The organism is Paenibacillus sp. J22R56 (genome assembly GCF_056269375.1).
This window is the reverse complement of record NZ_JBWDNV010000002.1, coordinates 263,800-277,501: the sequence shown is the minus strand read 5'-3', so window position 1 is coordinate 277,501 and position 13,702 is coordinate 263,800. Positions and strand designations below refer to the sequence as shown.

17 protein-coding genes are annotated in these 13,702 nt (G+C 46.3%); 7 read left to right on the top strand and 10 right to left on the bottom strand.

Translation table 11 applies throughout. The features are described 5' to 3' along the window. Positions 1-198 precede the first annotated feature (198 nt). From comA to AC0YNT_RS05080, 3 genes are all read left to right on the top strand, one after another. A complete protein-coding gene (gene comA, locus AC0YNT_RS05090; RefSeq protein ID WP_475803613.1) occupies positions 199-1,026 on the top strand; it encodes a phosphosulfolactate synthase in 828 nt (275 codons plus the stop codon). A 23-nt stretch (positions 1,027-1,049) separates the two neighbouring features. After that, entirely contained in the window at positions 1,050-1,772 is a 723-nt protein-coding gene (locus AC0YNT_RS05085; RefSeq protein ID WP_167272642.1) for a 2-phosphosulfolactate phosphatase, read from the top strand. Positions 1,773-1,841: 69 nt separating this feature from the next. After that, a complete protein-coding gene (locus AC0YNT_RS05080) occupies positions 1,842-2,300 on the top strand; it encodes a DUF441 domain-containing protein (RefSeq protein WP_167272639.1) in 459 nt (152 codons plus the stop codon). 200 nt (positions 2,301-2,500) lie between these two features. Here the strand turns inward: AC0YNT_RS05080 and AC0YNT_RS05075 are convergent, their stop codons facing one another. From AC0YNT_RS05075 to AC0YNT_RS05055, 5 genes are all read right to left on the bottom strand, one after another. Beyond that, positions 2,501-3,754, bottom strand: a complete 1,254-nt coding sequence (locus AC0YNT_RS05075) for an aspartate kinase (RefSeq protein WP_167272636.1) — start codon at positions 3,752-3,754, stop codon at positions 2,501-2,503. Between the two features lie 229 nt (positions 3,755-3,983). Continuing rightward, positions 3,984-4,544: an elongation factor P gene (gene efp / locus AC0YNT_RS05070; RefSeq protein ID WP_441890129.1), complete on the bottom strand. Its 561-nt coding sequence runs from the start codon at positions 4,542-4,544 to the stop codon at positions 3,984-3,986. 37 nt (positions 4,545-4,581) lie between these two features. Continuing rightward, the gene (locus AC0YNT_RS05065) at positions 4,582-5,655 is read right to left on the bottom strand and encodes a M24 family metallopeptidase (RefSeq protein ID WP_475803612.1); all 1,074 of its coding nucleotides are present in this window, start codon (positions 5,653-5,655) and stop codon (positions 4,582-4,584) included. Between the two features lie 14 nt (positions 5,656-5,669). Beyond that, positions 5,670-6,116 (bottom strand): type II 3-dehydroquinate dehydratase, encoded by a 447-nt coding sequence (gene aroQ, locus AC0YNT_RS05060; RefSeq protein ID WP_441890125.1) that lies wholly within the window; start codon positions 6,114-6,116, stop codon positions 5,670-5,672. A gap of 95 nt (positions 6,117-6,211) precedes the next feature. Further along, positions 6,212-6,781, bottom strand: a complete 570-nt coding sequence (locus AC0YNT_RS05055; protein WP_475803611.1) for a YqhR family membrane protein — start codon at positions 6,779-6,781, stop codon at positions 6,212-6,214. 205 nt (positions 6,782-6,986) lie between these two features. Between AC0YNT_RS05055 and AC0YNT_RS05050 the strand changes: the two genes are divergently transcribed. After that, a complete protein-coding gene (locus AC0YNT_RS05050; protein WP_167276251.1) occupies positions 6,987-7,931 on the top strand; it encodes a DUF1385 domain-containing protein in 945 nt (314 codons plus the stop codon). 30 nt (positions 7,932-7,961) lie between these two features. Continuing rightward, positions 7,962-8,258, top strand: coding sequence for a hypothetical protein (locus AC0YNT_RS05045; protein ID WP_441890121.1), 297 nt, complete (start codon positions 7,962-7,964; stop codon positions 8,256-8,258). Here the strand turns inward: AC0YNT_RS05045 and AC0YNT_RS05040 are convergent. Further along, positions 8,252-9,190, bottom strand: coding sequence for a patatin-like phospholipase family protein (locus AC0YNT_RS05040; RefSeq protein ID WP_167272621.1), 939 nt, complete (start codon positions 9,188-9,190; stop codon positions 8,252-8,254). The genes AC0YNT_RS05045 and AC0YNT_RS05040 overlap by 7 nt on opposite strands. 153 nt (positions 9,191-9,343) lie before the next feature. Between AC0YNT_RS05040 and AC0YNT_RS05035 the strand changes: the two genes are divergently transcribed. Together AC0YNT_RS05035 and AC0YNT_RS05030 are read left to right on the top strand one after the other, a co-directional pair. Then, entirely contained in the window at positions 9,344-9,925 is a 582-nt protein-coding gene (locus tag AC0YNT_RS05035; protein WP_475803610.1) for a uracil-DNA glycosylase family protein, read from the top strand. A 44-nt stretch (positions 9,926-9,969) separates the two neighbouring features. Continuing rightward, entirely contained in the window at positions 9,970-10,482 is a 513-nt protein-coding gene (locus AC0YNT_RS05030) for a hypothetical protein (protein WP_475803609.1), read from the top strand. Between the two features lie 323 nt (positions 10,483-10,805). Here AC0YNT_RS05030 and mntR read toward each other — a convergent pair whose 3' ends face one another. The 4 genes from mntR to AC0YNT_RS05010 form a co-directional block, all read right to left on the bottom strand. Then, positions 10,806-11,228 (bottom strand): transcriptional regulator MntR, encoded by a 423-nt coding sequence (gene mntR, locus AC0YNT_RS05025; RefSeq protein ID WP_167272618.1) that lies wholly within the window; start codon positions 11,226-11,228, stop codon positions 10,806-10,808. Positions 11,229-11,336: 108 nt separating this feature from the next. Continuing rightward, positions 11,337-12,053 carry a cytochrome c biogenesis CcdA family protein gene (locus AC0YNT_RS05020; RefSeq protein WP_167272615.1) on the bottom strand — a complete coding sequence of 239 codons (717 nt, stop codon included), beginning with the start codon at positions 12,051-12,053 and terminating at the stop codon, positions 11,337-11,339. 22 nt (positions 12,054-12,075) lie between these two features. Next, complete coding sequence (locus AC0YNT_RS05015) at positions 12,076-12,885, bottom strand: metal ABC transporter permease (protein WP_475803608.1); 810 nt, start codon at positions 12,883-12,885, stop codon at positions 12,076-12,078. Continuing rightward, a complete protein-coding gene (locus AC0YNT_RS05010; RefSeq protein ID WP_475803607.1) occupies positions 12,869-13,669 on the bottom strand; it encodes a metal ABC transporter ATP-binding protein in 801 nt (266 codons plus the stop codon). Before AC0YNT_RS05010 ends, AC0YNT_RS05015 begins: the two co-directional genes overlap by 17 nt. Between the last annotated feature and the right edge of the window lie 33 nt (positions 13,670-13,702).

Here is a 13,702-nt window from a genome sequence, read left to right as displayed (position 1 = left end):
CGCTTTCCAGACCATTGTGGTGATTCTTACTTCGTAAGCATTGACTTGTTCACTATCAACGTCTCCATCAACACATCATATGCAGGCTCGTCTGCAATTCATGCTTATCGTTCGGGCACACGCCTAGCAGATGCTGCATATATTGCTTCATGCCCCGCCCCCCACGCGGGAATCATCAAATGTTAGGAGTCAACTCCCATGACAAAAGCAAGTAACGCGGCATGGCACCGCACGCTGCATGATCCAAGCGGACACCGCGATTACGCTCCAGTTCGCCATAAAGGTAAAACCATGGTTATCGACAAAGGAATTGGACTAAATGGATTTTCTGATCTTCTTCAAGTAGCGGCTCCCTACATGAACGTAATAAAGCTTGGTTTTGGAACAGCCGTCCTATATGAACCAGAACTTCTAAAACGTAAAATCGAACTTGCCCGAAGTGCAGGGCTCATTATCATGCCTGGAGGCACTTTGCTGGAAACAGCGGTTCAGCAGCGGTTAGCCCCTTCTTTCTTCGATACGATATGCGAGCTTGGCTTTAATGGGATCGAGGTATCGGATGGAACGATTGAGATGAGCAGAAAGCAGCGGACTGAGCTCATTAAAGAGGGCAAAGAAAGAGGGCTTCTTGTTATTACGGAGTATGGTAAAAAATCAGCAGGTTCGCTCATTGACCCTGAGCAATTAGCCGTAACAGCCGATTATGATCTTGCTGCTGGCGCTGAGTGGATTACCGTTGAAGCGCGTGAATCTGGTATTGACGTTGGCTTATTTGACGAAAATGGCAATTGCCGTGAGCAGGCAATTGAGCAGATCCTAGCTGAAATGACGACCCAAGACTACTTAATGTGGGAAGCTCCGCTGAAGCAGCAGCAAGCTTATTTGCTCCAGCAATTTGGCCCAAATGTTCATCTGGGCAATATTCCACCAGGCGACGCATTGGCGCTTGAGGCAATGCGCAGGGGGCTGCGTTCCGATACCTTCGAATTCGGAATGCGGGGGGAACCTGTTCATTATATGATTTAAGCACGAAAGGAAGAGCGATTGCTATGCAGGTTCAAGTCATTTCAAGCGTAAATGAAGCCAGCTCCGCGCATTTTGTCCATAAAACAGCCATCATTATTGATGTGCTTCGAGCAACCAGCTCAATCATTACCGCGCTGGCTACCGGATCCTCTGGCGTTGTCCCCGTTGAAACGGTCATGGATGCCCGAGCGGCGCAGAAAGACGGCGATTTGCTGTGCGGAGAGCGTTTTTGCAAAAAAATCCCTGGTTTCGATCTCGGTAATTCTCCTGATGAATTCCTGATGAATTCCGTAAAGGATCGTCGTGTCATTCTTACAACGACTAACGGTACCCGAGCTATTCATAAATCGACTCGAGCGGATTATGTATTGGTGGCAGCCTTGTTGAATGCCTCTGCCTGTGCGAAAGCAGCCATTGATCTGCGACGGGATGTGGTCATTTTATGTGCAGGAAGCCATGATGAATTTGCCATTGAGGATGGTTTATGTGCAGGACTGCTTCTAGCTAAGATGCAGGCAACATGCACGTCGGAGCTTACGATGGATGACTTCGGACTCGCCATGCTATCACTCTATCAGAATCGATCTAATGAAATAAAAGAAACGATCCGCTCCGGTGCCACAGGCAAACGATTAGTTAAACTGGGTATGGGAAGAGATATTGATATTTGTGCGGAAGTTGATGCTTACAGCCAGGTCCCTCGTCTTCAAACTAATGGAGATATGCTGATCTGTTCCTGCTACTGACATATTCGCCACAGGATGTCCATATAATGGAGCAAGCAGTTTATCCGCTTCATGACTGGGGTTCTAACAATGACTGGTGAATTGATATTAGTAGGATTGATTATCATAGGTTTAATAGGCCGCTCGCCTATTATTGCAACAGCAGCATGTGTGCTGCTAGCCGTCAAACTGCTGCATCTAAGCCGGTTCCTGCCTTCGATTGAACGTCGAGGGCTGGAGCTTGGCTTATTATTCCTCACTTTAAGCGTACTTGTACCGTTCGCCTCTGGGAAGGTCCAGATGAAAGAACTGATTGCCGCGTTTAATACTTGGCCAGGCTGGCTCGCTCTCATTGGTGGTGCCGTAGCAGCTTATATGAATGCTAAAGGGCTTGATCTGCTTAAGCTTGATCCGCAGATGGTTGTTGGGCTCGTTATCGGATCGATCTTTGGCATTATCTTTCTGCGCGGTATCCCGGTTGGCCCATTGATGGCAGCTGGGATTACGGCGATATTGTACAAGTTGTTTAAGCTTATGAGCGGAGGTTAAAATCCCACTCCAAATATGGGTTAAAATCCACACTTCGTATTTGAATGTTCTTCCGATCGCTATCGCTTCTACAGAATCATTCAAATACTCCGCATGGAAATAACCTGCTTTAAAGAAATGCAATTTATAGGAAATAAAAAAGTGACCACGCTGTATACATATGCGCGGTCACTTTTTTTGAATATCTAACAATAATTCAATTAACGACGGTCTTGAGGTCCGCCGACGAATACTTGCTCTGCTGTATCGAGGCCGTAAGCCGTATGAAGAGCGCGTACAACTTCTTGCAGCGGCTCTGCAGCGATAATGCAGGATACTTTAATTTCGGAAGTGCTGACCATCTTGATGCTTACGCCAAGATCCGAAATTGCTGCAAACATTGTAGCAGCAACTCCTGGATTGCTGACCATGCCTGCACCAACGATCGATACTTTCACAAGGTTATCTTCCGAAGTTACTTCGTTGAATGGCACTTCGTTGCGATTACCGTTAATTACATCAACAGCGCGAGCAACATCATCGCCCGATACCGTGAAGGAGAAATCCGCTTTACCGCTTTTCACTCCGCTTTGTACGATAACGTCAACGTCAATGCCGTTATTAGCAAGCGCACCAAATACTTTAGCGAGTACGCCTGGCTCATCCTCAACGCCGAGGATGCTGATTCTTGCTACATTTTTGTCAAAAGCGATGCCGCGTACGACTACGCCTTGCTCCATGATCGCTTCCTCCTTCACACTTGTACCTTCGTTTTGCGTAAAGCTGGAACGTACGACAAGTCTTACATTGTTATGCTTCGCGTATTCCACCGCACGCGGATGAAGGACGGCAGCACCTAAATGTGCCAATTCAAGCATTTCATCGTACGAAATTTCATTTAATTTACGTGCGCATTTCACAACTCGTGGATCCGTCGAATAAACGCCGTCCACGTCTGTGTAAATTTCGCACACATCTGCTTCGATAGCAGCGGCAAGCGCTACGGCTGTCGTATCTGAACCGCCGCGTCCAAGCGTCGTAATATCGCCGTCTTCCGTCATGCCCTGGAAGCCTGCGACAATGACGACATTGCCTGCATCAAGCTCTTTGAACAAACGATCTGGACGAATATCTGTGATTTTCGCCTTGCTGTGTACTGCTTCCGTCCGAATGCCAGCTTGCCAGCCAGTCAGTGATACCGCTTGATGGCCAAGCTGATGAATCGTCATCGACAATAATGCAACCGATATTTGTTCACCTGTCGTAAGCAGCATATCCATCTCCCGCGCTGGCGGGTTAGGGTTAAGCGCCTTCGACTGATCGATTAAATCATCTGTTGTATCTCCCATTGCGGAAACGACAACTACAACACGGTTACCCGCTTGCTGGTTATCAATAATCCGCTTCGCAACACGCTGCATCCGCTCAGGTGATCCTACCGAGCTTCCGCCAAACTTCATCACTATCAACGACAAAGCTGATTCACTCCCAACCTTGACATATAACATACAAGACAATATTATACCACAACCCCAGCATGTCTGGGTATATGCGCCTAGCATTTTGTCGAAAAAGCTGTGCAACCTGGAGGCGAGGCGCATTTCTTTCCAAATGTAATATAAGTTCAGGAAAGAGCCATCCTATACTGTCTTATATTAAAAAAAGCCGCTCGAATCCTAAGATTCAAACGGCCTGTCCTATTTTCTAAGCACGGGAGATGTATTTACCTTCGCGTGTATCGATCAAGAGAACGTCGCCTTCGTTGATGAACAGTGGAACTTGTACGTTCAGACCTGTTTCAACTTTTGCACTTTTCGTAGCGCCTTGTGCAGTATTGCCTTTAACGGCTGCATCTGTCTCAACAACTTTCAGTTCAACGCTGTTAGGCATTTGAATACCGATGATTTCGCCTTTGTAGCTGGAGATGTTAACATTCATGTTTTCTTTCAGGAAGTTCAGTTCCCACTCGAGTTGTTTGTAGTCCAGACCAAATTGGTCATAAGACTCGTTATCCATGAAAGTATACTCATCGCCGGAGTTGTACAGGTATTGTACTTCACGGGTCTCGATAATTGCACGGCCGAGTGACTCGCCTGCACGGAAAGTTCTCTCAACAACGTTGCCGTTGCGAAGGTTTTTCAGTTTGGAGCGAACGAATGCCGCGCCTTTGCCTGGTTTAACGTGCTGGAACTCGGTAACCGAGAAAATATCGCCTTCTACTTCAATGGTCAAACCTGTTTTGAAATCATTTACTGAAACTGTCACTTCTAATTCCCTCCTGAAATAACTGCTTTAATGGTCCCTAACCCAGAGTAATCAATGCTTTCGGGGATGAGGTTAATATTTTAATACCGGATTCCGTGATGACGATGTCGTCCTCAATCCGCACTCCACCAAAGCCGGGGAGGTAGATGCCAGGTTCAACCGTCACTGTCATGCCGGGGGTTAAAATCGTATCGCTGTTTCTTGCAAGTCGCGGATACTCGTGAATTTCCATACCGAGTCCATGACCTGTGCTATGCCCGAACTTGTCGCCATAGCCGTACTTCGTAATAATATCGCGTGTTAACGCATCGGCGTCATGACCCGTCATACCCGGACGGATATGCTCCAAGGCATGCAGCTGTGCTTCCAGCACGATATTGTAGATTTCAAGATGCTTCTCCGTTGGTTTACCTACTACAACCGTACGAGTAAGGTCAGAGCAGTAACCTTTATAATACGCACCAAAATCCAGCTTTACAAACTCATTATTGCCGATTACTCGCTCACTAGCCACGCCATGCGGCAAAGCAGAGCGTTCACCCGATGCCACGATCGTGTCAAAGGACGACGAAGTTGCGCCATTGTTGCGCATGAACATCTCCATCTCAAGAGCGATGTCGCTTTCTTTTACACCCGGCTTGATATGGTTCAAAATATGCTGGAAGGTCTTATCGGCTAGATTTGCCGCCTCCTGCATAATTTGCAGTTCTGCAGCATCCTTAAACATACGCAGCTTCTCAACGAGACCTGATACCGGTGTCAGCTTAATATTGCCTAGAGCTTCACTCCAAGCCATATATTCGCTAAAGACTACCTGGTCCTGTTCGAATGCTGCTGTTTGAATTCCTTTGCTCGCAAGCAGCTCCCGGATATTCACAATGGCTCTTGGTCCATGTTCAATAACCTGGAAAGAAGCTGCTTGCTGCGGCGCCTGGGTCATGTAGCGGAAGTCCGTAAACAGAAATTGCTCCTGCAGCGTAACTACCACAATACCGGATGATCCCGTAAACCCACTGATATAACGCCTATTGTGCTCGCTTCCGATAATGATCGCTTCGAGGCTTTGTTCGGCCATCAATTGTCTCAGCCGATTAACTCTTTCGAGTGTCATGTTAAGCTCCCCTTTCACGCAACACCATTTTGAAGCTTTGCAACAAGCGCTGCAAGTCCAAGCTCATAGCTTTGACCGCCAAAGCCGGCGATTTGACCAATTGCCACCGGCGCTATGACCGATACATGACGGAACGCTTCACGTTTATGTATATTGGACAGATGCACCTCAACAACCGGCAAAGCAACCGTGCTCAATGCGTCTCTAAGCGCGTAACTATAATGAGTCAAAGCGCCTGGATTAATTACAATACCATCTGCTTGCCCAAATGCGCTATGTATCCGGTCAATGAGGGCACCCTCGTGATTGGATTGGAAAAACTCCAGCTCCACGCCGAGCTGCAATGCTTGTTCGCGCAATTTCGCTTCGATCTGGGCTAGCGTCTCTGTGCCGTATACACCAGGCTCACGTACGCCAAGCATATTTAAGTTAGGCCCGTTTAATACAACAATTCTAAGCAATTTCGCACCTCCCAGTCAGCCGAATCTTGCACTTAGCCAAAGATCATTAGCCATTTTACCACAAATGACCGCTGCTTGAGAAGTCGAAACCTTGATCAATGTGCGCCCACCGGCTCTCTCGAAGCTTCGTCTGTAAATTCAAAGGCAATCGAGTATCCAATGAACAGTCCCCATAACAGGAAGATGCATAATTCTGAGAACAAGGTGTTCCATCCTGCGACCGTAATCTGACGAGAGAAGCCAATTGTAGGACCGAGGATCAAGAACATGACCACCCACCATCCGAGTCCGTAGAACACCCCCGGCCAAGGTCCTCGCAGCTTGCCAAGCAGCGCCTTATAAAGTAGGGCCGCTATAATGGAGAAAACGATATAGCATGCAATCCCTACGACTATGCCCCAGCCTGTCTTTAAATAAGAAGCCTTAAAGAATGGATCGGCAATCAATCCGGGAAGCTCTACCGTAAATTTTAATTCATAAAAGAGCCAGCGGGTTATCCCCCATACCAAACCTGCAAAAAAACCAATCATGCTGCTAAACAGCCATGGATTCGTATGATGCTCCGCTCCTTCCCGTTCTTTCTGGCCACTTTGTCTGGCGTTGTTCTGTTTGCTATCTTTTGTACCTTTTCCAAAAGCTTTTGCACCTGTTGCTGCCATCATCATGCCTCCATTTCTCATGCACAACCAATTTTCTTCTAGTATGCAACGTAGTCCCCAAGGATAACCAAGGATTCGTGCATCTAAAGGAAACGGAAGATGATGACGTTGGCAAATCTATAAACGATCAAGTACAATAGATTTATACCTTCGTCACCTGATCGGGACGATACTATTTAAGGAAGGTGACAAGCTCTTGTCTCAAAACAATATGAGCATTTACGGCGGACAAGCTGTTATTGAAGGCGTTATGTTCGCGGGGAAACATGTGAATGTAACCGCTGTACGCAGGAAGAACGATGAGATCGTATTTTACGAGGTTCCCCGCACGACCAAACGGTGGGTACAATCGCTCAAGAGGATTCCTCTTGTCCGGGGTGTTGTCGGAATTATCGATTCCAGCGCCAAAGGCTCACAGCATTTGAACTTCTCCATGGAAACATACGCGGAAGATGAAACGGCCGATATGTCCGAGGCAGAAAAAATAGCCGCTCAAAAGAAAGAAAAGTCCGGCTGGAGCCTTGGAATGATCGTTGGGGTTGCCGCGGCAGGTGTTATCTCCTTTATATTCGGCAAGCTGCTTCTTACTGCAGCTCCGGCAGCACTTGAAAGTTTACTGTTCGAGGATGTATTCGAGAACAAAGTTGGTCATAACTTATTAGAAGGACTTATCAAACTTATTATCCTTCTCGTTTACTTGTATCTGATGTCTGTAACACCACTTATCAAGCGGCTCTTCCAATATCATGGCGCAGAGCATAAGGTAATAAGCGCTTATGAAGCCGGTGAGGTATTAACACCAAGCAATGTGCAAAAATACAGCAGACTTCATTACCGTTGCGGAAGCAGTTTTATAATTTTCACAGTAATCGTTGGGGTTATCATCTATTCCCTTCCGATCTTTGATTGGGATACGATTTGGGAACGTGTCTACATTCGTATTCTGCTTCTTCCAGTGACGCTTGGTATTTCCTACGAAGTGCTTCGCTGGACGAATGCACTGCGTGATGTACCCGTACTTCGTTATCTGGGCTATCCTGGCCTGTGGCTACAGCTTCTCACAACTAAGGAGCCTAACGATGAACAAGTTGCTGTATCTATCGCCTCCTTCAACCGGATGCGTGAGCTTGACCAGCAAATGAGCACCAAAGCATAATCCATTCCAACATAAAGGACAGGTGGTATCATGCCGCGGAAATGGAACGCATCGTCAATTATTGTGCTGACCCTTCTAGCAATTGGGATTTTGTACGGAATCGGACAGCATCTAACTTCGTTTCTAATTCCTATTATTGTGCTTGGCGGCATCTTCCTGTTATATAAATATCCGCCTAACACATGGGGAAGCAATGTACGAGTCAGACAACAGCCATTTGTGAAGCAGTCCAGAACGACTCCACGGCAAAAGCCGAAATCGCGCCGTACGCCGTTCCGGGTTATCGATGGCGGCAAGGATGACGATGATCTGCCGAAATATCATTGACGAAATCCTTCGAAAAATTGATTTGCAGCTTTAAATCCGGACTGAAACAGCTTCTCTGCCATCCCATCAGGTAGATGAAACTGTGTAGTCCGGATGCCTAAAGTAGGGATTTTGACGGTTCGATCACGGGCATATTTCTTAATATACCGTTCATCATGAGCCTGCATCATCGTCTCAAATATTGCTTCAAGCATCGACAACGGACCGCGTATTTCATGCGGTTCGTTGTCGTTTTTTCCGACCATTTGAAACCCTACCGTTGGTACTGGATTCGTCCTCCCCGCCTGCTCCCGATCAAACAGCCAAAGCGGAAAATTGCTGAGCAATCCCCCGTCCACAATATAAGCTTGAAGATGAGGCTTCTCTTTCTCCTCCTTCTCCTTTTGGGATAACGAAGAATAAAGCTTGGAATAACGAACAACAACCGGATCAAAGAAATACGGAATACTCGCGCTCATGCGCACCGCTCTCGCAACACTAAGCTTTTTCGGATCCATCCCATAAATCTTGATATCTTCCGGCAAAACTAGCAGCCGCCCATTGGTAATATCTGAGGCTACAATTCGCAGCTTACACTCCGGCAAATCCGCAAACGTCCGAATCCCCTTCGCTTCCATTAAGCGCGATACCCAATATTCCAATGCCTCGCCACTGTACAGCCCCTTCTTCACCAGCAATCTAAGGGCTGGACTAATCACCTTCATATTGAAGATAAAAGACCGCTTCAGGAAAGTAGAAAACGGCGTATTCTCCACGATCCGTTTAATTTCAAGACCACTGTAGCCAGCCGCAAGCATTGCTGCAATGATGGCTCCGCTTGATGTACCTGCTACCTGTTCAAACCCAATTCCCTGCATCTCCGCCGCCCTGACTGCCCCAGCCAGCGATATCCCCTTCACTCCGCCACCTTCGAACACTGCATTAATTTTCACTTCCGCATCCCCCGGACAACGGAAGCAGTGTCGATTCGGCTCCCATCAAAAGTATATATGCCGGGGAGAATTGTCTACATGTTACGATTTGTGAGAAAATAAATAGAAGAGTTATTACCTAGAGACAAATATGTAAGCAATGGAGATAAAACAATGAGTTTTAATGAATTAAAAGATCAAATTACGACATGCCAGGATTGTAAGCAAAAGTTTGGCTTTACACCGAATCCGATCTTTCACGGGACAGAGCGGTCGAAGATTATGCAGATCAGTCAAGCACCTTCCAAAAAGGTTCACGAGACCGGCTTACCGTTCAATGACCCATCAGGAGCGAAGTTAAAATACCAGTGGTATCAAATTACAGATGACATTTTTTACGATGAAGATAACTTTTATATTACGGCGATCGCTCACTGTTTCCCAGGTAAACATCCAAAAGGCGGCGATAACCCTCCACCTCTTGCTTGTGCGAATAAATGGCTGGCGAGAGAGATTGAAATGGTAGATAACCAGCTTTATATCATCATCGGCGCAAGAGCGGCAAAATATCTGTTCCCAAATGAGAGTTTTGAAGATTTGATCTTTAAAAATAACACGCTTAACAATAAACCGGCTATTGTGCTTCCCCACCCATCACCTCTCAATATTCGCTGGTTTAAGGCTCATCCGGCATTCGAAGAAAAGAGAATGCCGGAAATAAGAGAAATAATTCGAGAGGTACTTGGGTTAACCTAATTCAGGGGAGAATACAAGGTATTAACGCTTGGAGGTTATTCAAATTGAAAAAACTCTATCTCAGACTGTTTACCGCAGTCTTTTGCTTTGCCCTGATTACATGCAGCTTCAACAATGCCACACTTACAGCCAGTCCCCCATTACTGAAGCTACAAGAAGTGGCATCCATGCAAATTGTAGGGGGACTTGCTGGCACCATGCCTTCTCTCTTATATACAAATGCGAACGCGAATGGAACTGCTATGATCACAAAGATGGTTGGCTGGATAAATGCTTCCGTTCCAATTGGCACTCAACCCGCATACGGCAGGCATGGATACCCTAGAAAATTAAAAATTCTACTGAACAATGGCGAATCCATTTACGTGGAGCTTGGCTACAAGTGTGCAACTTCCAAAACTCCTCCCCTTGGGGTTTACTCCCCGCATCAAGATGCTGTTTATAAAAGTTGTTCCAACGTAGACAACGAAATTGTTCTAACAAATAGCTTTACACAAACACGTTTAAAATCAACCGAACTCTATGATTGGTTGAAGAGCTGGGAACCAACAAACTAACCTGAAACTTTTTTTTTGTTTCTCTCACGCTTCGCTATTTCCATAGCGAAGCTCACCCCTGTCCCCATCCGATAAGCCGCCGCTTTCGCGGCGGGCTGACTGTGTTGCCTGCCTTAAGCGGCAGACGGAGGCGCCGGGGCTAAGGGGTATCTCCTGAAGGAGCGAAGCGTTCGCCTTTGTCCGGGTATTGCAACCTCTGCGAGTACAATTCTAGCAATATCCGGACAAGAGCGGCCGTAAGGAGATCCCCCGTGCCCCAAGCACACAGTCTGCCCATCCACAAATCAGGCAACTAAAAAAGCCCGCCGCAAGCGGCGAGCTTTTTACTCAGTTTCTAATTCAGACCGAATCCCTCTCAGCTCGTCCAAGCGAGATGGCTCACGGTTAAAATATTCAACGAGCGTCTCGATACAAGTAATCGAGTCCCAGCTCAAATGATGCTCGATGCCTTCGACATCGCGATAGATGTTCTCTTCCTGTACACCGATAATCGTTAGGAACGATTCAAGCAAGTGATGACGGTCAACGAGTCGTTTGCCCATCTTCTTTCCTTTACTCGTCAGAACAAGTCCACGGTACTTCTCATAGATCAAATAATTGTCTTTATCCAGCTTCTGAATCATCTTGGTGACAGATGAAGGATGCACTTCAAGCCCTTCGGCTATATCCGAAACGCGCGCATAGCCTTTCTCATCAATAAGCTTATAAATACGTTCCAAGTAGTCTTCCATGCTCGGAGTCGGCAATGAAGAACCCCCTAACCCTGCATTCTACACCTTGTCTTATGGCGTTACTCTTAGTATCATACAATGATTTTTAATGCCTCTGCAAGCCGATCAGCCTGCGTTCTTCCATTAAAACTTCATAAAAGCTGGTGTCACTTGGTTCAGCCAAATCGTAATTTTTGTCATTTGGTCTGTAAACAGCAGGATCCCCATTAGAACCATTACGCCACCGCCAATACGCATAACAACCGTGGAATATTTCAGCAGCCAACGTGCTGAACCAAGGAAAAAGGCTAAAGCGAAGAATGGGATCGCAAAGCCTAGTGCATACGCTGTTGTCAGTTCAAACCATGTCCCTGGCTTCGAAGCAGCCAAAGCAAGGATCGCTGTTAATGCCGGTCCAATACAGGGTGTCCAGCCAGCAGAGAAACCAATACCAAAAATAAAGGAACCAATGTATCCTGTCTTCTTAGTGGGGTCAATGTTGAAACGGCGTTCCTTCATCAACACTTGCGGTTGAAATATACCAACGAGGAATAAACCCATCAATACAATCAATATGGCTGATAATTTACGGATAAGCGATTCATATTGGCTGAAAAATTCCGCAAACACATTGGAGCCATACCCGAGCGTGTAATACACCGTACAAAACCCGAGAATGAAGAAAAACGTATGTGTCATCGTTCTCATTCTCATGTGGGAAGTGTGATTATTCTGTTTCAGATCACTTACGGAAATACCGGTTATGTAAGATAAATAAGATGGATATAAAGGCAGGCAGCACGGTGAAATAAATGAAGCAAAGCCGGCGCCAAACGCCAGCCATACATTAATATTATCCAAAGTTATACACCTCAACCCAAAGTTAACTGCCTAACCGCATGCCGCGCTTCACCAGCATAAGGATAAGCATAATCGCGATCAACAGCAATACGATTGTACCGCCTGGCGCGAGGTTCCATACTCCTGCTATCATCAGACCAGCAACGACAGCAAGCTCACCAATTATAACAACCGTAATCACACTTTGCCGGAAACTGCGGGCGATAATTAAACTGCAAGCAGCCGGGATCGTCAGTAAGGCTGAGACCAGCAAGGCCCCTACGATTTTGATCGAAGCACTAATAACAAGTGCGGTAAGCACGCTAATCATAACATTATAGAACCGAACGGGCAAGCCGCTTACAGCTGCTGCGTCCTCGTCAAAAGTAAGCAGAAACAGCTCTTTCAGCTGCGTACGAATAGCCACCAGCACCACAACAGTCACAACGGCAATCGTAATTAAATCCGTATCATTCAAGGTAAGAATACTGCCGAACAAATACCCATTCACATTAACGTTATAGCCTCTTCCCATCGTAAACATAATGGACGCAAGGGCTACACCCCCGGACATTATAATAGCAATAGAAAGTTCGGCATAGGATTTGTACGTTTTCCGCAGCTTCTCAATAAAGAAGGAAGCAATAATCGCGAATAATAAACCAACCGCTACCGGATATACGCCAACCAGGAAACCTAAGGCTACACCAGCTATGGATACATGAGACAGCGTATCTCCAATCATCGATAAACGGCGCAGAACGAGGAATATTCCCATAAGAGGAGCCGTAATCCCGATCAGCACGCCTCCAATAAGCGCCCGTTGAAAAAAATCACTAGCTAAGATCTCCAACCGTAACTACCTCTCTCCTGCTCTCCATTTGCTGACGAAGCTCCCTCAAGCTATGCGTCAGATCATTCTCTACACAATCCTGCAATTCATGCGAATGCTTCTTGTAAAATTTCAGCTTGCCGCTCTCCACTGCAGGCTGTTGGCCCAGATAGGACCGAATCATTTCCATGTCATGAGATACCATCAGGAACGTAATATTATGATGCTGATGCATATGCTTGATCATATGGAAGAAACCTTCCTGTGTCTCCGAGTCAATGCCAACTGTTGGTTCATCCAAGATAAGCAAAGATGGATTATTGATGAGTGCTCTAGCGAGAAATACACGCTGCTGCTGCCCGCCTGACAATTCACCAATCCGTTTCATAGCCAAATCCTCAATGTTCATGGCATGAAGCGCATCATCACATTTTTTCTGGTCGGCCTTCGTAATCTTACGGAACAGTTTATTGCGGCTGTACAAGCCAGATAATACGACTTCCCGAACCGTTGCCGGGAACAACGGGTTAAAAGAATTCTTTTGCGGCACATATCCGATTCTATCCCATTGTTTGAACTGAGAGACAGGCTGGCCAAACAGCCTTATTGTACCGCTCTCCGGCTTTAGCAGACCAACGATCATACGCAGCAAGGTTGTTTTACCTGCACCATTCGAACCAATAAGTCCAATGAAATCTCTTTCTTTTACAGAGAAATTAAGACCTTTATGAACCGCTTGATTCTGATAGGAAAAGGATACATCCTCAAGGGTAATAATATCTTGATGACAACTGGAATTTTGCATCGTTGCCCTCCTTTCTGGATCTTTCGATTCTTG